Here is a 21377-nt window from a genome sequence, read left to right as displayed (position 1 = left end):
ATTTCTCCTCTTAAAAAATAATAAAGAGAGGATTCCTCCTCTCTCTTATCTTAGTTTATTTTTGCAAAAACTTCAACTATATTGTACAGATGATCTTTTATCCTTCTATAGTTGTTTAAGATATCCATATATCCTGTACTTAGCATAGCTGGCATTATATTTTCTGAAACGTGTTCTAAGTGTTCCGCTCTTGCTCTTTTATATTCTTCCTTTATAAAATTACATTTTTTTATTGTCGCCATAAATAAATCTCTATCTCTTAGTTCATAAGCTCTATTTATATCATCAAACAACTCTTCAACATTATTGTGTAATTCATTCAACGTGGCTCTCTTATATTCGCTCAACTCAATTCCATTGTCCTGCATTTTTTTCATTGTCTTTGCAATTCTCAGCAAGTAGTCACTCACAGTTTCATATTCATCACAAGTTTGCAGATTTTCTCTAGTATCTTCAGCATTTGTATAATCCAACGTTTTACTTAAAATATGGAAATTTACATCCGATATCTCTTTTTGGAATAAATCTAATGTGTCTTCTAGCTTCTCTATTTTTCCAACTTGATTATCTATCTTCTCTCTTCCCGCAAGAACATTGTCCAGTTTGGTAAATATATCTTTTATATGAGTTCCCATAATTAAAATCTCTTTTTGTGTCTGTTCAACTACTACTGATGGTGTATCCGCCATCAAAATATCCAAATGTGTTACTCTCTCCTTTGCAATTGGAGAATCTGACTTTACAACTTTACATAAAAAGTCAGCTAAATATCCTATAAATGGTATAAATAAACACACGTTAAGAATATTAAACATTGTGTGAGCTGTCGCGATAGCTGCTGTCAAATTATTATCAGGATCTAAAATATGTTCTAAGAATCCTAAGTAAAATCTAAATATTGTTGTCGCCCATAAAACTCCCACAATATTAATTATTGTATGTGCATAGGCTGCTCTTTTCGCATTTGCTGTGGCATTTAATGATGCTAATAAAGCTGTTATTGTTGTTCCTACGTTCTCTCCTAAAACTAGTGCTACCGCAGTTGGATAGTCAATTAGTCCCTGTACAGCTAACGTTATTGTAATTCCCAATGTTGCGGAAGAGGATTGTACAACTGCTGTAAGTAAAGCACCAACTGCTGCTGCTTTTAATACTCCAAAATATGTATTTGCTGTAAATGCGTGAAAAAGAGAGACGAACTCTGGCAGTGATCTCAGTGGTTTTAGACCATCACTCATCAATTCTAATCCAAAGAATATAAGCCCCAATCCCATAATTGCCATTGCTCTTGTCCTTGCCTTTTCGCTTGTAAAGAACATTGTTGAAATTGCTGCTGCTCCAGCCATTGGAAGCCCGTATATTCCTATTTTCAAAACTAGTATCCATCCAGTTATTGTCGTTCCTATATTTGCTCCTAGTATTACCCCTAGTGCTTGTTTTAAAGTCAATAGCGACGCGTTAACAAAACCTATCGTCATTACAGTACTTACAGATGAAGATTGAACTAGTGCTGTTACAAATACTCCCATTCCTATTGCCATAAAACGGTTTGTTGTCAGCATAGCAAGAATTTTTTTCAATCTCTCTCCTGCCATTTTTTGCATTCCTTTAGACATGTTCTCCATTCCATATAAAAACAGACCCAGTCCTCCTAGAACCTTAAAAAAGATATCTAAGTACATTTTTCCTCCTAAACTTCTACTTTTTTATTTTAATTTTTTGCTTAAATAGTCAATCTGATAAATTCTAACACGTATTTTAATAAATGTAAAATAAAAAACCATTTTTTAACTTAAAATTTACACGTTTTTTACATACAAAAAAATTTTTATAATATAAAAAAGAGGTGTTTTTTTCAACACCCCTTCTAACTCATACTTTTACTGAAAATTTCTTTTTTAGATACTAAATATTATCGAAAATTTCTTTTGAGTTTTTCTCAAGTTTGAATCCTGCAATTTTATTTACAATAATAGCTATCGCTCCATCTCCAGTTACATTACAAGCGGTTCCAAAACTATCTTGTGCCAAATAAAGAGCTATCATTATAGATGTCAATGTTGGTGGGAATCCTAGCATTGTTTCAATAATTCCCAATGCGGCCATAACTGCTCCTCCAGGAACTCCCGGTGCAGCAACCATTGTAACTCCAAGCATCAATATAAATCCAAACATTGTTCCAAAAGCGATAGTCATTCCATTTAGCATCATTATTGCCATAGCACAACTTACCAAAGTTATTGTACTCCCTGAAAGATGTATTGTTGCACAAAGAGGCACAACAAACTCTGCAATCCCCATATTTACACCATTTTCTTTAGTTTGATTCAGTGTTACAGGTATAGTAGCAGCTGAGGACTGTGTTCCAATAGCAGTAAAATATGCCGGTAACATAGTCTTTAATAGTTTAATTGGGTTTGCTCCTGCCATTCCTCCAGCAATAAAGTAAAGTATTAATAAAACTGTCAGATGTAGTAAAATAATTACACCAAACACTTTAGAGAATACTGTCAATATTGTTGCAACTTGCCCAGCATAAGTCATATTTGCAAATATTCCAGCTATGTGCAATGGTAAAAATGGAATAATTATACTTTTAATAATTGCTTCTACAACTTTTTGAAACTCATTCATTACGTTTCTCATTGCATTCCCTTTTACGATTGCAATTCCTATTCCGATAATAAAAGCTATTAACAGTGCTGTCATTACATCCATTATCGGTGGCATATTTATTGTTAAATACCCTGATAACAACGCGTGCTCTGGATTATCCGCTGTTTCTAACATTGAACCTGTTTTTAAAAGCATCTTAAATACTCCTGTATTTACAAAATATGTAAATGAGCCAGCTAAAACTGTCGATATGTACGCTATTCCTGTTGTAATTCCCAATAGTTTACCCGCTCCAGTTCCTAATTCACCAATTCCCGGTGCCACAAATCCAACTATGATAAGTGGTATTGAAAATTTTAAAAAGTTTCCAAAAATACCATTAAATGTAGCTAATGACCTTATTGGTACCTCCATACCTAACATACCTACTCCAATACCAATTATAATTGCTAAAATCAGTTTTGGTAAAAGACCTATTTTTCTCATTTTTTCCTCCCAATTCTTAACCTTGTTTATAAAGTAATCAATAACATAATTAATACTACATTTTCACCAGATTTGCAACTGTTTTTTGCATAAATGCCATTAAATTTGTATTTTTCATATATATGTAGTAAAATTAGTGTGAAAATTTAATTATATTAAAATCAAGGATGTGAAATATGATAAAAGGTAATGTTGAAGGAGTTAGAGATTCTATTTTAGCAGAATTAAACACTATTTATAGTATGACTGTTGAGAAAGGAAAACTTGTTAGCCCTGAAATTGTTGCACTTATGGCTGATATAACTAGGATGATAAATCGTGAAATTAGTGTTTCAATTGATAGAAAAGGAAAAGTATTGGAGGTTGCTATTGGAGACAGTAACAGTGTTGAACTCCCTATTTTAGCAATCTCTAGTAAGAAATTGAGTGGAGTTAAGGTTATTCATACTCATCCCAATGGATATTCTAAACTTTCTATGATTGATATTTCAGCTCTATTAAAATTAAAATTGGATGCTATATTAGCTATCGGTGTTGGAGAAACAGAGATAACGGGAATAAATATAGGATATTGTAAAATAGAAAATCAAGAACTTACTTACGAAGAGATTGAGAATTTATCTCTAGATAAAATTATGCCAATAGATTATTTGGACAAAGTTTTAGAAATTGAATCCGACCTCAGAAAAAGTGATGTTGTTGAGGATGATAGTGAATATGCTATTGTTGTTGGTGTCGACTCTGAGGAAAGTTTAGATGAACTAGAGGAATTAGCTAGAGCTTGCGACGTTAGTGTTGCTGGTCGAATTTTTCAAAAAATAAAAAAAATTGATAATATTTTCTATATCGGTAGCGGTAAAGTCAGAGAGTTAGCTCTGTTAAGACAAATTAAAAATGCTAATTTAATAATTTTTGACGAGGAGTTAAGTGGGGTTCAAATCAAAAATTTAGAGGCCGTTACAGGTTGTAAGGTTATTGATAGAACAATACTTATCCTTGAAATTTTTGCTAGAAGAGCAAGGACTAGAGAAGCTAAAATACAAGTCGAATTGGCTCAACTTAAATATAGAAGTCAAAGACTTATTGGTCTAGGAAGTATTATGTCTAGGACAGGAGGAGGTATCGGTACCAAAGGTCCCGGAGAAAAAAAACTGGAAATTGATAGACGAAGAATCAAAGATGAAATTTTTGCTCTTAAGCAAGAGTTGGAAAAAATCAAAAAGATACGAGCTCTTCAAAGAACTAAAAGAGAGGGATCAGGTATACCTAGAGTCTCTCTGGTTGGATATACCAATGTCGGAAAATCAACCCTTAGAAATCTCCTTGTAGAAATGTATCCAAGTGACAATACAGTAAAAAAGGAAGCTGTGTTTGCCGAAAATATGCTTTTTGCCACTTTAGATGCAACTACTAGAACTATGATTCTTCCGGACAAAAGAATCACTGCTTTAACTGACACTGTAGGTTTTGTTAGAAAACTTCCTCATGATTTAATTGAGGCTTTTAAATCTACACTGGAAGAAGTTATTTTTTCTGATTTACTTGTCCACCTAGTTGATGCTTCAAGTGATACTGTTGTTCAACAAATTAAATCTGTTGAAAATGTTTTAACAGAATTAGGAGCAATTGATAAACCAACTATACTTGCTCTAAATAAATGTGATATAGCTACTGAAGAACAAATCAGGAGATTAAAAGAATTGTATAACTATATGGATATTGTCGAAATCAGTGCTAAAAATGAGATCAATATTGATTTACTGATGGATAAAATCACAACTTCTCTGCCTAGAACTATGAAAAAAGTAGAACTTTTAATTCCATATTCAGATAGCTCTGTCAATGCCTATCTACATAGAAATGCTGTTATCGAAAGTGAATCTTATGAGGCTGATGGAACACTAATCGTTGCTACTGTCAGTGATGAAATCTACAATAAATGTGTCAACTTTATTATAAAAGAAATTTAAACCATATATTTCAAATAAAAAGCCAAAACCATTGGCTTTTTATTTTTTAAAAAATTGCATTGACATTTTTTTTAGATTATGATACTATACTTTTGTGATTGCGGGAGTAGCTCAGTTGGTAGAGCGTCAGCCTTCCAAGCTGAATGTCGCGAGTTCGACCCTCGTCTCCCGCTCCAACAAAATAATTGGTACACCTGCCCCGTTCGTTCAGTGGTAAGGACAATAGATTTTCACTCTATAAACAGGGGTTCGATTCCCCTACGGGGTACCATTGGGGATATAGCTCAGTTGGGAGAGCGACGCACTTGCACTGCGTAGGTCAGCGGTTCGACTCCGCTTATCTCCACCATTTGCCTAGATAGCTCAGTTGGCTAGAGCACTCGGTTCATACCCGAGCGGTCGAAGGTTCGAATCCTTTTCTAGGCACCATTTGAATTTTAACACCCTTATTAAAAGGGTGTTTTTTTATCCACCATATTTTATATATTTTGATACTTGAATTATCAATGTTGGTATAAATGCCAATACTGTTATTTCTCCAAAGTTCATAATACTTAAATCTGATATTGCAAACATTTCATGAAATGATGGAATCAATAGAACTATATACAGTAATATGGCTCCCATTAAAAACGCATATATACTAAACATATTACTTGTTATCCCCAGTCTTATCACAGAACCATTTCCTCTACAATTAAATCCATGAAACAACCTTCCTAAACATAGTGTTGAAAACGCCATAGTACTCCCCAAACCAATATTTTCCTTCGTATATCCTAAATAAAATGCTATCATTGTTACGGTTGCAATCAATATCCCCTCCATTAAAATTCTTCCAGACAATTTTTTATCTAATAACGGCGCATTGGCTTCTCTTGGTTTTTCATCAAGCACATCTCCATGTGAAGGTTCCATTCCTATAGCAATCGCTGGTAAACTATCCGTTAATAAGTTTATAAACAACAGGTGAACTGGGGCAAATATCGCAGGCAATCCTACCAATGAGGCATAAAATACTGCCAAAATACCTGCCGTATTTCCTGATAATAAAAATCTTATAGAATTTTTTATATTTGCATACAAATTTCTTCCCGTTACAACCGATTTTATTATTGTAGAAAAATTATCATCAGTTAATATCATAGAGGCTGCATCTTTTGAAACTTCTGTTCCTGTTATCCCCATAGCTATCCCTACATCTGCTTTTTTTAGAGCTGGTGCATCATTCACTCCATCTCCTGTCATAGCACAAATTTTACCCAATTTTTGCCACGCTGAGACAATTCTAATCTTATGTTCCGGCGATACTCTAGCATAAACTGATACTCTTTCAACGTGTTTCATAAGTTCTTCATCATTCATTTTTTCAACTTCAACACCATTTAATGTTTCATCACCATCTTTATATATCCCTATCTCTCTTGCAATAGCTTTAGCTGTAACTTTATAATCTCCTGTTATCATAACAGGTTTTATTCCCGCTCTTACACAACTTTTTACAGCCTCCTTTGACTCCTCTCTAGGTGGATCAATCATACTAATTAATCCTATAAATATAAAATTACTTTCATCTGAAAACTCTAATTCTCTTACCTCATTCATCCCTTTCATTGCAAAAGCTAAAACTCTCAATCCATGTTCTGCAAAACTTATATTTGTCTTTTTAATATTTTCTATATCTGTCTTTAATATCTCTTCAATATTTCCATTTTTTCTTAAAATATACTTGGCTTTTTCTACAATAATATCTGGTGCTCCCTTAGTTATTAAATAATTTTTCCCTTCAATCTCATTTAAAGTACTCATCATTTTTCTATCTGAATCAAATGGCAATTCCTTCAATCTAGGATATTTATTCCTAATTTCAACTTCCTTCAAATTATATTTATGACCTATATTTACTAGTGCTACCTCAGTTGGATCTCCAATCTCTTGTCCATTATTATTTACTGCATCACTACACAAAATAGCACTTCTTAAAAGTTCAGTTTCCACTTTTGAATTCAAATCAATCTCTCCAGTTTCAATCACTTCATCCCCAACATAAAGTTGTCTAACTGTCATTTTATTTTGTGTCAATGTTCCTGTTTTATCAGAACAAATCACAGAAATACACCCCAATGACTCTACTGAATGAAGTTTCTTTATAATAGCGTGTTCTTTTGCCATCTTTTGAGTTCCAATCGCTAAAACAATTGTTACTATGGATCCCAAGGCCTCTGGAATGGCAGCTACTGCTAAAGCTACAGCAAACATCAATGACTCCAATATATTTACCCCTCTAGCTACACTCATAAAAAATACAACAATACATAAAATTATTATTGCTATCGATAATTTTTTTCCAAATCTTTCCAATGATTTTTGAAGCGGTGTCATTGTTTCTTTAGTTTCATCTAGTAGGGATGCAATCTTTCCTAATTCTGTTTTCATTCCTATCGCTGTCACTAAAACTTTTGCTCTTCCGTAAGTCACTAAACTTCCTGAGAAAACCATATTTTTTTGATCTGCTATGGTTAAACCTGATATATCAATAGCTTGGCACACTTTTTCAACATTATCGGATTCACCTGTTAATGAACTTTCATTGACCATCAAAGAGTGTGTTTCTAAAACTCTCCCGTCACTAGGAACAATATCTCCTGCCTCTAGCAATACTATATCCCCCGGAAGTAGCTCTGATGAGTCTATCTCTCGTTTTTCTCCATCTCTTATAACTTTAGCCTTCGGAGAAGACATTTTCTTCAGACTCTCTAAGGATTTTTCTGCCTTCAAGTGTTGAACAGTTCCTAAAATAGCATTCATTACTATAACTGCTAAGATAACTATCGTACTCTCTCTATTCCCAGAAATAAACGAAATTGCCGCCGCAACTAACAAAATTATTACTAAAAAATCCTTAAATTGCTCTAAAAAAATTACTAGTGCACTTTTTTTCTCTTTAGCATTCAAGATATTTTCCCCATACTTCTCCCTTAAATTTTCCAATTCTTTTTCTCCTAACCCCTGTTCAGAAGTATCAAAATATCCAAATAGTTCATCTTTACTTCTCAAATAAAAATCCTTCATAAATTTCCCTCCATATACTTTTATACTTTTAACTATTTACTGACTTAATACACATTTTCATTTTTCAAAAAAAAAGACTTTCAGTATAGGTTAAACCCTACACTAAAAGTCTTGTCACCTTTTTTAGGTGTATAGTACCAGATTCTTTCAAATCGAGATGTTGATACCATACTTTTGACTACTCCCTTTGAGTATATCTTTATTTTCATATTGCTTGATATGAGTCTATACTTTTTTTCTAGAATTGTCAACTTTTTTATATTTGTCCAATGTCAAATATATCTAAATCCATCTTGTCAACATTCAATTCTTGAACTTTTATTATAGCATTCAGAGTATCTATCGAAGTTAGTACCTCTACTCCATACTCAATAGCCGTTCTTCTTATTTTAAAACCATCTCTTTGAGCATCATTTGCCTTAGTTGGAGTATTCACTAACAAATCTACCTCTCTATTTTTTAATAGATCTAAAATATTTGGCGACTCTTCATTTATCTTTCTTACAGCTACTGCCTCAATTCCCTTCTCTGCTAAGTACCTTTGAGTCCCTTCTGTTGCAAACAGTTGACACCCTAAATTTTTTAATGATTTTGCCACTGGTAAAAATTCATCTTTATCCTTATCTCTTATTGTTAGAAGTACCTTTCTGTTTCTTACATTCTGAACTCTTCCACCACCTAAAAGACCTTTAAATATAGCTTCATCTGCTGTATGTCCAACTCCTAAAACTTCTCCTGTAGATTTCATCTCAGGTCCCAATGAAACTTCAACTCCTGATAATTTCTCTGTTGAGAATACCGGAACTTTAACTGCAACTACAGATGGCTTTTTATAAATACCTGTTCCAAATCCTAGGTTTTTAAGTTTTTCTCCCATTATAACTTTTGTTGCTATATCAATCACTGGAACTCCAGATATTTTTGCTATATAAGGGACTGTTCTTGATGACCTAGGATTTACCTCAATTACATACAATTCATTTTCATACGCGATAAACTGAATATTCATCATACCCTTTATTTTTAATTCTTTTGCTATTTTCCTTGTAATCTCTTCAATTTTCTTTTCTGTTCCCTCGTATAAGTTTTGTGGAGGGTATATTGTTATTGAGTCTCCAGAGTGTATTCCCGCTCTTTCCAAGTGCTCCATAACTCCAGGTATTAAAATATCTTCACCGTCACATATTGCATCTACTTCCACTTCAATTCCATTTAAATATTTATCTATTAAAACTGGATTTTCAGGATCTCTTTCAAAAGAAGCTTTTAAATAGTTAACAAGGTTATACTCGTCATGACAAATCTCCATCCCTTGACCACCTAATACATATGAAGGTCTCACCAAAACAGGGTACTGTACTTCTGTAGCTATTTTCTTTCCAGCTTCAATATCCCACACTGCTCTACCTTTTGGTCTTTTTATATCCAACTTTTCCATTATATCTTCAAACTTTTCTCTATCTTCTGCAGCATCAACCATCTCAGCTGAAGTTCCAAGGATTGTAACACCTCTATCTCTTAGATCATTAGCTAATTTTATAGCTGTTTGTCCTCCAAATTGAATAATAACACCAGCTGGTTTCTCTTTGTCAATAATATTCATAACATCCTCTGTCACCAATGGCTCAAAGTAAAGTCTATCCGCAGTTGAGAAGTCTGTAGATACTGTTTCTGGATTATTATTTATAATAATGCTTTCTATTCCCATATTTCTTAAAGTTTTTATTGAATGAACTGTACAATAGTCAAATTCGATTCCTTGCCCTATTCTTATTGGACCAGACCCTATTACTATAACTTTCTTTTTATCTGTTACATCCACTTCATCAAACTGATCATATGTTGAATAAAAATATGATGAATCTGCAGCAAACTCTCCTGCACACGTATCAACCATTTTATAAACTGGTTTAATACCATAGTTTCTTCTTTTTCTAGCAATGTCTTGCTCTGTCACATTCAATAATTGAGCTATTCCTTTATCTGAAAACCCTTTTTTCTTGGCATTTTTTAAGAATTTTTCATCTAAATCTTTAAGTTCCATCTTTTTCATTAGCTCCTCTTGTTTTACGAGCCATTCCAATTTCTCCATAAAAAACTTATCTATTCCAGTTAACTTCTGTAATTTCTCTTTTACATATCCTCTTCTTAACATCTCAGCAACAACAAATATTCTCTCATCATCAGGTCTTACGACAATTTCCTTTAACTCTTCCATTGTCATTTTTTTCACCACAGGATGCTCTAAATTGTACCTTCCAATCTCTAGTGATCTCAATCCCTTTAAAAATGCAGCTTCAAAGTTATTTCCAATAGCCATAACCTCTCCAGTTGCCATCATCTTTGTGCCTAATCTTTTATTTGCTTTTTTAAATTTATCAAATGGCCATTTTGGAATTTTTACAACTATATAGTCTAATGCTGGTTCAAAACATGCAAAAGTTTTTCCAGTTACTTCATTTACAACTTCATCTAGTGTATATCCTAAAGACAATCTTGTTGCAACTCTTGCTATTGGATATCCCGTAGCTTTTGAAGCTAATGCAGAGGATCTAGAAACTCTTGGATTTATCTCAATAATTGCATATTCAAATGATTTTGGATGAAGAGCAAACTGAACGTTACAACCTCCAACCACTCCAATCTCATTTATTATTTTCAATGCTGATGTTCTTAGCATTTGATACTCTCTATCTGAAAGAGTTTGAGATGGTGCAACAACTATGGAGTCTCCCGTATGGATACCAACTGGATCTATATTTTCCATGTTACAAACAGTTATACAGTTTCCATCTTTATCTCTAATTACCTCGTATTCAACCTCTTTCCATCCTAAGATTGATTTTTCAATCAACACTTGTCCGACTCTTGATAATTTCAATCCTTTTAATAAAATATCTTCTAACTCTTGAGGATTATCTGCAATTCCCCCTCCTGTTCCCCCCAACGTATAAGCTGGTCTCACAACAACTGGATATCCAATCTCTTTTGCAACTTTAAATCCATCTTCTAAAGTCTCAACTATTTTACTCTCTATTGTAGGCTCTCCAATTTTATTCATAGCCTCTCTAAATAACTCTCTATCTTCTCCTCTTTTTATAGATTCAATAGACGTTCCTATAACTCTTACATTGTATTTCTCAAGTATTCCTTTATCATTTAATTCAACTGCCATGTTTAGTGCTGTTTGCCCACCCATTCCAGCTAAAATAGAATCTGGTCTCTCTTTTGCAATTACTTTTTCCACAAACTCTGCTGTGATTGGCTCTATGTATATTTTATCTGCTACTGCTTTATCTGTCATTATTGTTGCTGGGTTAGAATTTATTAATATAACTTCTATCCCCTCTTTTTTTAGTGTCTCACACGCTTGAGTTCCTGAATAATCAAACTCTGCCGCTTGTCCTATTATGATTGGTCCCGATCCTATCACCAGTGTCTTTTTTATTGATTTATCTAACATTATACGCCTCCTACAAACTCTCCTTAAATGTCCTCAAAAATTATCCCTCTATTACTTTTAAAAAATCATCAAATAGATATTCTGAATCAGCTGGCCCTGGCCACGCTTCTGGGTGATACTGTACACATAAAATTTTATGCTCTTCACTTCTCATTCCTTCAATGGAGTTATCGTTTAAATTAATGTGTGTCACTTTCATTGATTCAGGCACTTTATCTACAACATAACCATGATTTTGTGATGTTATAAATATTCTATTTTTTTCTAAATCTTTAACTGGATGGTTACATCCTCTATGTCCATACTTCAGCTTTGTTGTTGTTCCACCCAAAGCCCAAGCTAGCAACTGATGCCCTAAACATATTCCAACAATAGGCAGTTTTCCAACTAATTTTTTTATTTCATCTATAACTCCAGTTAGTTCAGCAGGATCTCCCGGTCCATTTGATAAAAACACAGCATCTAAATCATGAGATAGTAACTCTTCTGCTGTCACATTCCAAGGAAATACAATTTGATGAACTCCTCTTTTTTCAAATGATCTTAAAATATTTCTTTTAACACCAAAATCTATAACCCCTATTCTTTTTCCTGTTCCCGGAATCTCGTATATCTCTTTTGTACTCACTTTTTCTACAGCATCACTATTATTAAATTTTGCAAAATGCTCATCTATTTCTTTTTGAGTTAAATCTTTTGAAGTTATCAGAGCTTTCATTGCTCCTTGTTCTCTTATTATTTTAGTTAGATGTCTCGTATCCACACCTTTAAAACCAACTACATTGTATTGTCTTAAAAATCCATCTAATGTCATTTCACATCTAAAGTTATTTGGAAGCTTTGCGTCCTCTTTAATAATAAATCCTTTTAACTTTACGCCATTAGATTCCATATCCTCTAAGTTTATTCCATAGTTTCCAACCATTGGATAAGTCATAACAACAATTTGACCATAATATGATGGATCAGTAAGTAACTCTTGGTACCCTGTCATTCCTGTATTAAACACAAGCTCTCCAACGCTTTCACCTAATTCTCCAAAAATTTTCCCATCAAAACTCATTCCGTTTTCAAGAATTAACTTCCCCTTCATCTAAACCTCCTAAATTTTTTGCATAAAAAAAGGAATATGAAAATCATATTCCTTGTCTATATAAATATTAAAATTAAAAACTAAAAAATTAAAAAATATAAATAAATTATTAATAAATGAAATAAATAAATTTAAAAATGACAAACAGTTTTTCTTTTTTTTCTTAATTTTCGTGCCATTTTTAAAAACCATACTTCATCCTCCTTTTTTTGCTCTAGGAGAGATTATATACTAAATCTAAAAAGTTGTCAATTTTTATTTTTTATAAGTTTACAACAAGATTAATACTAGTCAATCAATAATATCCATATATTTTAAATTTTTTCATACTCTTTATTACTCTTCTCTTTTGATTATAACAAATGTTATATCGTCATTTTGTTCACAACCATTTTGAAATTTATTAATTTCAGATAGCAAATTTTGCTTTATATCTTTTGAAGAAAGATGAGAGCTTTCAAGCAAAATATTTTTTAGTCTTTCTATTCCAAAAAGTTCTTTGTCTTTATTTTCAGCCTCAGTGATTCCATCAGTATAATAGATAACAATATCGCCAACATTCAATTGAATCTTTCCCTGCTTATAACTGTAGTCATCTAAAAATCCAATTGCTACCCCTTTTACAGAATGTGTTTCAATCTCTTTCGTAAAACTATTATACATAACTAAAGGATTGTGTCCTGCATTTGAATACGTAATAATTTTGGTACTATAATCATATTTACTATGCATCATTGTTATAAACATATCCTCCGTTATATCTGGATAAATAAGCTTATTAAGTTTTCTAACATTACAACATGGTTGCTCTCCTTGGAGTTCCAAAGTTTTTAAAACAGACCTCCCCAAAGCCATAAGAAAGGCTGCTGGAACACCTTTTCCACTGACATCCGCTATAGTAATACTAAAAGTATTATCATCTAAAAGCGAATAATCATAATAGTCTCCCCCTATCTCTTTAGCAGGTTCAAAAAAAGTTGCTACATCAAGCCCTAAAACTTTTTTTATCTTTTTTGGAATAATTCTTTTTTGTATTCTTGATGCCACCTCAAGTTCTTGAGACATTCTCTCCTTAATAACCAAATCGGAATATATTTGTGCGTTATTAATGGCAATGGCAACTTGGATAGTTAAAGCTGAAATGGTTTCCTCATCACTTTTGATAAGTTTTGATTTATCTTCGATTATAAAAATAACTCCAAGCTCCTTTCCTTTTACTGTAAGTGGAGAAGCAATTATTTTTTCATCTGGTGTAATAGAAAAACCTTTTAACATTTCATTATAAATTTTCTTATAATCTTTCCGAGTAAATTGAGATAAAATTTCTTCAGGGTAACTTAATTCCCCCCTAAAGTGTATCTCCCCCTTTATTCTTTTATTGATTAATTTGCCATCCTCCCATAAATAGAGTGAGATTCTTTTAGCTCCAGTTAAAACAAAATAAGCATCAAGAATAGTGGAGATTATCTTATCTAACTCCATTATAGACAAAACAGTTCTTGAAAGAGAGTTAATATTAGATAAACTAGCAACTCTTTGCTCCAAAACTTGATTACTGTATTCTAATTGTTTTGATTTAGTCAGAAGGGATTCATAAGTAACTTCGAGTTCTTTTTTATATTCTCTAAGTTCTTCAATAGAATTATCTAATTCCAAGTCTTGTTTTATAATAGCTCCCGTCGCTCTTTCATAGTCATTTTTTAAATCTTCAGATATATCATTTAAAAATTCTTTACTGACAAAACTTTTAAGAATTTTACTCGTTTCTTCAAAGTTTTTTTTCTCTTGTTTCTTCAAAATCAAAAAAAATATAAAAAATAAAATAATAAAAGAAGAGTATATAATCAATTAGTTACCCTCCCATGTGGAAAATTTTTTTTCTAAAGTTTCATCCGTTATATTCTTTTGCCATTCTTTTCTTTTCCATTTTAAAATTTTAGAAACTCCCATCGAATTTCTAGAGATATCTTTTAACTCATCTAAGGATATTGGAGTTACAATCTTTGCAGTCAATTCATAGTCTTCAGTTGAATTTAATTTTTTCCCATTTCCAACATAAAGAATTAAATTATTAGAAAAAACTTTAAACCCAGACTCTGTAGATGATTTTTCAAAAATAACAGGATTACTAGAAAATTTATTTAAATTTAGATCAGTAGTCGGTGAATATAACGGAACATTTGGTCTCTCATCAGTTGCAAAATATATAAAGTTCTTTTTAATTCTACTTAAATTCTCAATTAAAGATTTTCTATTTAATAGTACAGTTTCCATTAGAATGCTTTTATCAAGTTCAGTATACAAATACTCTGAATTATACATATTTTCACTGTCGGTAAGTTGTAGTAATAGGTAGTACTGTCTATTTAAAAGTTTCTGTAAGTTTCCCGCATTTTCGGGTGTAGTAATAGCTAAAGTATTTAAGTAATCGATGTCTTCTCTTGTAAGATCTTCAACTACTTTCATTCCAATAATTTCCTTATCGAACCATCCAGTATTTAAGATCGATACGAAATCTTGATTCATCTCATTTGAAACAAGAATATTCAGTCCATTGATTTGAATATCATTTAAGTCTTCCAAATTTGAATTTAATTGTTTGAAAAATAATATTTTTTCATTATAGTTTTGAGGATAATTTAGAGAAACAATTGTGAAACCATATTTTCCTTGAGGTATTGAGTTTTGAAATACGATATTTTGGCTTTGATCTTTTCTACTGGAGAACTGAGAACATCCCACAAGAGTTATTAAAGAAAAAAGTAAAATAATTTTTTTCATAATATTAAATCATCTCCTTTATTTTTAAGGCTAGGTGTCTTGGGACTATCTCTTCAAGCTCACCTAAAGTAGCATTTTTTATTTGTTTAACAGAACCAAAAGTTTTTAAGAGAAGTTCTTTTCTCTTCGGACCAATCCCCGGAATACTATCTAATTCACTAGAAATAACCCTTTTGTTTCTAAGTATTCTATGGTAAGTGACACCAAATCTATGAGCTTCATCCCTAACTCTTTGCAAAATTTTTAAAGCTTCATCACTTTTAGAGAATATATATGGTATATTTTCTGTATATTTATAAATTTCCTCTTCTTTTTTTGCAATGCTTAAAAGTTCTGAAATTCCACCTTTTCCAATCCCTTCTAAAATTTTACCGACTGCATTGATCTGTCCAAGTCCACCATCAATCAATATAATATCTGGAAACTCCTCAGTAGGAAGTTTGCTATATCTTCTCTCTATGACTTCCCTCATCATTTGAAAATCATCTGGAGTATCCTTAGTTGTAATTTTAAATTTTCTATAAAATTTCTTAGCTTTCCTACCTTCCACTGAGACACTCATTGATGCAACAGCATCTTTTCCTTGGATATTAGAAATATCAAAACACTCAATTTTAAATGGAAATCTTTTTAGTTTCAGTTTTATATAGAGATCATTTAATCCTTTTTCAACAATGGATTTTTTATTATAAAAATTATCCATGTCTTTTTTTAAATTGAGTAGACCCATATCTAACAGCTCTTTTCTTCTGGATTTAATTTTAGGGAAAAACAACAACAACTTTTTATTAAAAATACTTTGAAATAGGTTATTAATTTTATCCTGATACATCTCTAAGTTTTCTTGAAAAATAATATTTTTAGGAATAGGAAATTTAGAATAATAAGCCATAAGAGTTTCTTCTAAAATATCGTCATAAAATTTTTCTTCTAAATTGATAACATGGAAATTTTTTCCTAAAATTTTACCATCTCGAATATTTAAAATACATAAAAAAATTTTACTATCCTCTAAATTAAATATAAATACATCTTCATCAATAGCATTATTCGCATCACTTATCTGAGTTTGAATATTCGTTTCAATCTCCTTTTTTTGCTCTCTAAGGAAAATAGCTTTTTCAAATTCCATATTTTCTGCAGCGACAGACATCTGATTGTGGAGCTTTTCCAGTATTACTTTGGTGTTTCCCTTTAAAATCTCTTTTATATCTTTTATATTATCTTGATATTGAGAAATAATAGATTTATTAATACATGGACCACTACAAAGTTTCATATAAAACTTTAAACAAGGTTTTGGATAAGTTTTTTCCATATCTCTATTGCAGTCTCTGATTTGATAGAATTTTGAAAGAGTTTTTTTTAAGTTCCAAGCACCATGGGGATATGGACCAAAGTAATCCCCTAAATTAGGATTTAATTTTTTAGTTGTTCTAACAATTGATATCTTTGGAAAATGTTCGCGTGTAATTAAAAGATACGGATAAGTTTTCTCGTCTTTTAAGCTAATATTATACTTCGGAGAATATTTTTTTATTAAATTATTTTCTAAAATTAGGGCATCTATCTCTGTATTACAAATTATAAAATCTAAATCATCAATGTTCTTAACAAGTTCCCTCGTTTTTTCATCTTGATGCTCTCTATTAAAATAAGAGGAGACTCTTTTAGATAAATTCTTAGCCTTTCCCACATATATAACTTTAGAACTATTTTTCATTAAATAAACTCCAGGATTATCTGGAACCTCTTTATTAAAAATCGTTATCATATTATTTTACCAATTTCCTCTCTCATTTTCTCTATGAATAGAAAAGACATTAACTTCATTCAAATTTTTTAAATCATTCTCGAGTTTTCTAACAAATGAAACTGACCTATGTTTTCCGCCACTACACCCTATTCCTATCGTCAAGTGTCTTTTTTCATCTTTTATATAACCTGGAATTAAAAAAGTTATTAAATCTAAAATTTTACAGTATAGAACTCTAGAATTTTCAAAGCTCATAACATATTCATAAACTTCCTCATTCAAACCAGTTTTTTCTCTTAGTTCCTCTAAATAATAAGGATTTGGAAGAGTTCTAACATCAAAAATCATATCCGCATCAATAGGAACACCGTGTTTAAAACCGAAAGATTGCAAATGAATATTTAAAAGAATATTTTTGGAAAAAGACGTTACAGCTCCCTCGATTTTTCTAGACAACTCCTTAGCACTCAAAAAACTAGTGTCTATAATCAAGTTAGCTTTATCTTTAATATCTTCCATAAGATAAATTTCGTCTTCTATACTTTGCAGTAAAGTCTCTTTCGTTAAAGGATGTTTCCTTCGAGTCAAATTATATCTGTTTAAAATAGACTGTGTTGACGCCTCTAAAAAAATTATTTTATAATCAATATTTAAGTTATCAATTTCGTTAAAAAAAGTATTAAAATCATTTTCATTGATAATTGTTCGAATATCTAACCCTAAAGCAATTCGTTTCACACTTTTATCTTTGATAGAATTTTTCAAATCTTTTAAAATTATACCTGCAAATCTAAATGGAATATTGTCCATTGTAAAAAAACCTAAATCTTCCAAAGTTTTTAAACCAGTAGACTTTCCAGAGCCACTAAGTCCAGTTAAAATGATTAGCTCCATAACACCCTTCCTCCAAATATGTTTTATTTTATTATACAATAACAAAGTTTAAAATTATATAAAAAAATAAAAAATGGACAGGAATCTATTCTGTCCATAAAAATTTACTTATAACAAATTAATTTTTGCTATACTATCTCTAATTAAATTTAAATCCACAAATCTAAATTCTTCTAAAGAAATTTCATCCTGCATCTCTCTAGGTGTAAAGTTGACCTTTTTAATAATATCTAAAACCCCCACAATTATCTTAATTGAGTGAGTATTATCTTCAAGTTGTTTATCCGTTATTAAAATGGATTTAAAAGGATTATCTAAATTTTCTAAATTATATAAAATAGGATCACTTAATAACCTATGCCCCTCTAAACATTTTTGTTCAATAAAATGTAAAACTTTTTCAATACTATATCCTTCCAAATAGACTACACTGTCTGTCTCTTTAAAAAAATTAAAAACTTTATTATTATTAGTAATAATTTTATAATCCATAAAAACCTCCCGTTTTATCTATGTGATTTTTTCAGTAGTAATATTACAACGTAAACTACAATATATCAAGAGCAAAAAATAATAATTGTAAAGAGAACAACAAAAAAGTTGACTAGTTTAATATAACATAATATAATTTTATAAGGTTATTTTTTAAATTAACCTTGAATAAATTTAGGGAGGATTCTAAGTGAATAATTATATCTTAGAAATGCAGCATATCAGAAAAACTTTCTTAGATGGAAAAGTTATCGCTAATGACGATATCACTTTAAAAATCTTAAAAGGTGAGAAACACGCTATTGTTGGTGAAAATGGAGCAGGAAAGTCAACACTTATGAAAATGTTAAATGGTCTTTATACTCCAACTTCTGGTAAAATATTTTACCACGGGGAAGAAGTGCAAATAGATTCACCTAGCAAAGCTGCTGAATTAGGAATTGGTATGGTTTATCAACATTTTATGTTAGTTCCTACTTTAACTGTTGCAGAAAATATGATTTTAGGTGTTGAACCTAAAAAAGGTTTATCTTTAGACATCAATAAAGCAAGGCAAGATGTTATCGAAGTTTCAAAAAAATATGGTCTAGCTATTGATCCAGATATGTTAATTTCAGATTTATCCATTGGTATGCAACAAAGAGTAGAAATTTTAAAAATACTTTTTAAAGGAGCAAATTTACTAGTATTTGACGAACCTACTGCTGTTTTAACTCCCCAAGAGATTAAAGAACTTTATAAAATTATGGATAATTTAATCGCCGAAGGAAAAACTATTATCTTTATCTCTCATAAACTCCAAGAAGTTTTAGATATCTCTGATAATATTACTGTTATTAGGAGAGGTAGAGACGTTGCAAACTTTCCTACTAAAGAAGCTACTAAAGAAAAAATTGCAAATGCTATGGTAGGAAGAGCTGTTCTTTTTACTACTGAAAGACCTGAAGTTGAAATTGGTGAAGTGGTTCTTTCTGTAAAAGATGTGAGTGTAAAAGATCAATATAATGTCACAAAAGTTAGTAATGCTTCTTTCGAAATAAGAAAAGAAGAAGTCTTGGGTATAGCTGGAGTTGAAGGAAGCGGACAAACTGAATTAATCGAAGCTATCACTGGACTTAAAAATATTTGTTCTGGGATTATAACACTTGATGGTGTCACCCTAAATAATAAAACACCTAGAAAAATATCGCAACTTGGTCTAGCTCATATCCCAGAAGATAGACACAAAAGAGCTGCTGTATCTGAATTTACTGTAATGGAAAACTTTGCACTTGGTGTTGAAAGAGATGAGTATTCCAAATTTGGACTTTTAAATTTTTCTAAATTAAGAAAAAATGCTGAAAAATTTATGGAAAAATATGATGTCAGACCCAGGAGTGTAGATACTGAATTTGGCAGACTCTCTGGAGGAAATCAACAAAAGATTATAGTCGCTAGAGAATTGGAAAAAGTAAATAATAATCTTATTATTGCTGGACAACCTACTAGAGGAGTTGATATTGGCGCTATTGAATCAATTCATAAGCTAATTTTAAATGAAAAAGCAAAAGGAAAAGCTGTTTTAGTTGTTTCCTCTGAACTGTCTGAAGTTTTAAATCTTTCGGATAGAATTGCAGTTATGTGTGCTGGAAAGATAACTGGAGTTCTTTCTAGAGAAGAAGCAAATGAAGAAAAAATCGGAATACTTATGGCGGGTGGTAAACTTGATTAAAAACAAAGGAGTTTTAAATGTCCTTGTACCTATTGTAGCAGTTCTTTTAGCGTTATTGATTGGTGCTGGTATAATCCTATACATGGGTGAAAATCCTATAAAAGCTTATTATTTCTTATTTAGTGGTGCCTTTGATGGGCTTACACCTATTGCAAGAACCCTTTTGGAAGCAACTCCACTTATTTTTACTGGGCTTGGAGTTTTAATTGCATTTAAAGGTGGTATGTTCAATATCGGTGCTCAAGGACAGATGACTATGGCAGGTCTTACTGCTGCTGCCCTTGGTGGTTTTGTTGCTAATATTTTTATAAATAATGTTTTTGTTATATTGCTGATTGGTGGTTTTGCTGGTTTTCTCTGGGCAGGTATCGCTGGTTGGTTAAAAGCTAAACTTGGAGTTCACGAGGTTATATCTACGATTATGCTTAACTATATCGCTGTCAGTTTTGAACAATACTGCCTAAATTATCCTCTAAAAGCTCCTGGTTTCAATCCACAAACTCCTGCAGTTGTTGAAAGTGCAAGACTTGGGAAATTACTAGATGTCAGAGTCCCTCTAAACTATGGATTTATTCTTGCTTTAATCGCAGTGTTCATAGTTTGGTTTATTTTAGAAAAAACTGTTTTAGGATATCATATTAAAGCTGTTGGATTTAATCCTACTACAGCTGAAAATAATGGAATAAATGTGAAAAAAATTATTATTTTGACTCTTGGTATATCTGGATTCCTTGCCGGTCTTGGCGGAGTTGAAAGAGTTTTAGGCGGAGTTGGACAATATGCGTATAAAACAGGACTTACCGCTGCTTATGGGTTTGATGGAATCGCAGTTGCTCTTCTTGGAAAAAATACACCTGTTGGTACTTTACTTGCTTCTATTCTATTTGCTGCTCTTAGAGTTGGCGGAAGAGCTATGCAATTTAATACAAACATTCCAAGTCAAATGGTTATAATAATTCAAGCTATAATTATACTATTGATTGCTGCTGAAAATATGATTAGATTCTGGTTAGAAAAACTTTCAAAAGAAGGAGCTGAATAGC

14 protein-coding genes and 4 tRNA genes are annotated in these 21377 nt (G+C 31.6%); 7 read left to right on the top strand and 11 right to left on the bottom strand.

All coding sequences use genetic code 11. The features are described 5' to 3' along the window. Positions 1-50: 50 nt before the first annotated feature. Positions 51-1682 carry a Na/Pi cotransporter family protein gene (locus ACWI69_RS05600; RefSeq protein ID WP_448820859.1) on the bottom strand — a complete coding sequence of 544 codons (1632 nt, stop codon included), beginning with the start codon at positions 1680-1682 and terminating at the stop codon, positions 51-53. Between the two features lie 223 nt (positions 1683-1905). Further along, positions 1906-3102 (bottom strand): dicarboxylate/amino acid:cation symporter, encoded by a 1197-nt coding sequence (locus ACWI69_RS05595; protein ID WP_448820858.1) that lies wholly within the window; start codon positions 3100-3102, stop codon positions 1906-1908. Between the two features lie 176 nt (positions 3103-3278). On the opposite strand from ACWI69_RS05595, the gene hflX reads away from it, so the two are divergent. The 5 genes from hflX to ACWI69_RS05570 all read left to right on the top strand — a co-directional run bounded on the left by hflX (position 3279) and on the right by ACWI69_RS05570 (position 5501). After that, positions 3279-5072 carry a GTPase HflX gene (hflX, locus tag ACWI69_RS05590; RefSeq protein ID WP_448820857.1) on the top strand — a complete coding sequence of 598 codons (1794 nt, stop codon included), beginning with the start codon at positions 3279-3281 and terminating at the stop codon, positions 5070-5072. Between the two features lie 100 nt (positions 5073-5172). Beyond that, positions 5173-5248, top strand: a tRNA-Gly gene (locus tag ACWI69_RS05585). Positions 5249-5268: 20 nt separating this feature from the next. Beyond that, a tRNA-Glu gene (locus tag ACWI69_RS05580) sits at positions 5269-5343 on the top strand. Between the two features lie 2 nt (positions 5344-5345). Then, a tRNA-Ala gene (locus tag ACWI69_RS05575) sits at positions 5346-5421 on the top strand. Between the two features lie 3 nt (positions 5422-5424). After that, positions 5425-5501 (top strand) — tRNA-Met (locus ACWI69_RS05570). A 36-nt stretch (positions 5502-5537) separates the two neighbouring features. On the opposite strand, the gene ACWI69_RS05565 is transcribed toward ACWI69_RS05570, so the two are convergent. From ACWI69_RS05565 to ACWI69_RS05525, 9 genes are all read right to left on the bottom strand, one after another. Next, on the bottom strand, positions 5538-8144 hold the full coding sequence (locus ACWI69_RS05565; protein ID WP_448820856.1) for a cation-translocating P-type ATPase: 2607 nt from the start codon (positions 8142-8144) through the stop codon (positions 5538-5540). Positions 8145-8400: 256 nt separating this feature from the next. Continuing rightward, entirely contained in the window at positions 8401-11607 is a 3207-nt protein-coding gene (gene carB / locus ACWI69_RS05560) for a carbamoyl-phosphate synthase large subunit (RefSeq protein ID WP_448820855.1), read from the bottom strand. 40 nt (positions 11608-11647) lie between these two features. Continuing rightward, positions 11648-12700: a carbamoyl phosphate synthase small subunit gene (locus tag ACWI69_RS05555; RefSeq protein WP_448820854.1), complete on the bottom strand. Its 1053-nt coding sequence runs from the start codon at positions 12698-12700 to the stop codon at positions 11648-11650. A gap of 9 nt (positions 12701-12709) precedes the next feature. Next, entirely contained in the window at positions 12710-12892 is a 183-nt protein-coding gene (locus ACWI69_RS05550) for a hypothetical protein (protein WP_448820853.1), read from the bottom strand. A gap of 144 nt (positions 12893-13036) precedes the next feature. Beyond that, the gene (locus ACWI69_RS05545; RefSeq protein WP_448820871.1) at positions 13037-14545 is read right to left on the bottom strand and encodes a SpoIIE family protein phosphatase; all 1509 of its coding nucleotides are present in this window, start codon (positions 14543-14545) and stop codon (positions 13037-13039) included. A gap of 3 nt (positions 14546-14548) precedes the next feature. Next, on the bottom strand, positions 14549-15481 hold the full coding sequence (locus ACWI69_RS05540; protein ID WP_448820852.1) for a hypothetical protein: 933 nt from the start codon (positions 15479-15481) through the stop codon (positions 14549-14551). Positions 15482-15485: 4 nt separating this feature from the next. Next, positions 15486-17252, bottom strand: coding sequence for an excinuclease ABC subunit UvrC (uvrC, locus tag ACWI69_RS05535; RefSeq protein ID WP_448820870.1), 1767 nt, complete (start codon positions 17250-17252; stop codon positions 15486-15488). Between the two features lie 9 nt (positions 17253-17261). After that, positions 17262-18131: an RNase adapter RapZ gene (rapZ, locus tag ACWI69_RS05530; protein ID WP_448820851.1), complete on the bottom strand. Its 870-nt coding sequence runs from the start codon at positions 18129-18131 to the stop codon at positions 17262-17264. A gap of 108 nt (positions 18132-18239) precedes the next feature. After that, positions 18240-18623: a GrdX family protein gene (locus tag ACWI69_RS05525; protein WP_448820850.1), complete on the bottom strand. Its 384-nt coding sequence runs from the start codon at positions 18621-18623 to the stop codon at positions 18240-18242. Positions 18624-18813: 190 nt separating this feature from the next. Here ACWI69_RS05525 and ACWI69_RS05520 point away from each other — a divergent pair, with 190 nt between their 5' ends. Continuing rightward, positions 18814-20334, top strand: coding sequence for an ABC transporter ATP-binding protein (locus ACWI69_RS05520; RefSeq protein WP_448820849.1), 1521 nt, complete (start codon positions 18814-18816; stop codon positions 20332-20334). Further along, the gene (locus ACWI69_RS05515; protein ID WP_448820848.1) at positions 20327-21376 is read left to right on the top strand and encodes an ABC transporter permease; all 1050 of its coding nucleotides are present in this window, start codon (positions 20327-20329) and stop codon (positions 21374-21376) included. Before ACWI69_RS05520 ends, ACWI69_RS05515 begins: the two co-directional genes overlap by 8 nt. Position 21377 lies beyond the last annotated feature (1 nt).

The sequence above is a fragment of the Cetobacterium sp. genome (genome assembly GCF_977044495.1).
This window is presented reverse-complemented; position numbering and strand designations above follow the sequence as displayed.

Coding starts and splice junctions, on each gene's coding strand:
- rapZ (WP_448820851.1), bottom strand. CDS start 18,131: ATGGAGCTAATCATTTTAACTGGACTTAGTGGCTCTGGAAAGTCTACT.
- ACWI69_RS05540 (WP_448820852.1), bottom strand. CDS start 15,481: ATGAAAAAAATTATTTTACTTTTTTCTTTAATAACTCTTGTGGGATGT.
- ACWI69_RS05550 (WP_448820853.1), bottom strand. CDS start 12,892: ATGGTTTTTAAAAATGGCACGAAAATTAAGAAAAAAAAGAAAAACTGT.
- ACWI69_RS05600 (WP_448820859.1), bottom strand. CDS start 1,682: ATGTACTTAGATATCTTTTTTAAGGTTCTAGGAGGACTGGGTCTGTTT.
- ACWI69_RS05525 (WP_448820850.1), bottom strand. CDS start 18,623: ATGGATTATAAAATTATTACTAATAATAATAAAGTTTTTAATTTTTTT.
- hflX (WP_448820857.1), top strand. CDS start 3,279: ATGATAAAAGGTAATGTTGAAGGAGTTAGAGATTCTATTTTAGCAGAA.
- ACWI69_RS05555 (WP_448820854.1), bottom strand. CDS start 12,700: ATGAAGGGGAAGTTAATTCTTGAAAACGGAATGAGTTTTGATGGGAAA.
- ACWI69_RS05565 (WP_448820856.1), bottom strand. CDS start 8,144: ATGAAGGATTTTTATTTGAGAAGTAAAGATGAACTATTTGGATATTTT.
- ACWI69_RS05595 (WP_448820858.1), bottom strand. CDS start 3,102: ATGAGAAAAATAGGTCTTTTACCAAAACTGATTTTAGCAATTATAATT.
- carB (WP_448820855.1), bottom strand. CDS start 11,607: ATGTTAGATAAATCAATAAAAAAGACACTGGTGATAGGATCGGGACCA.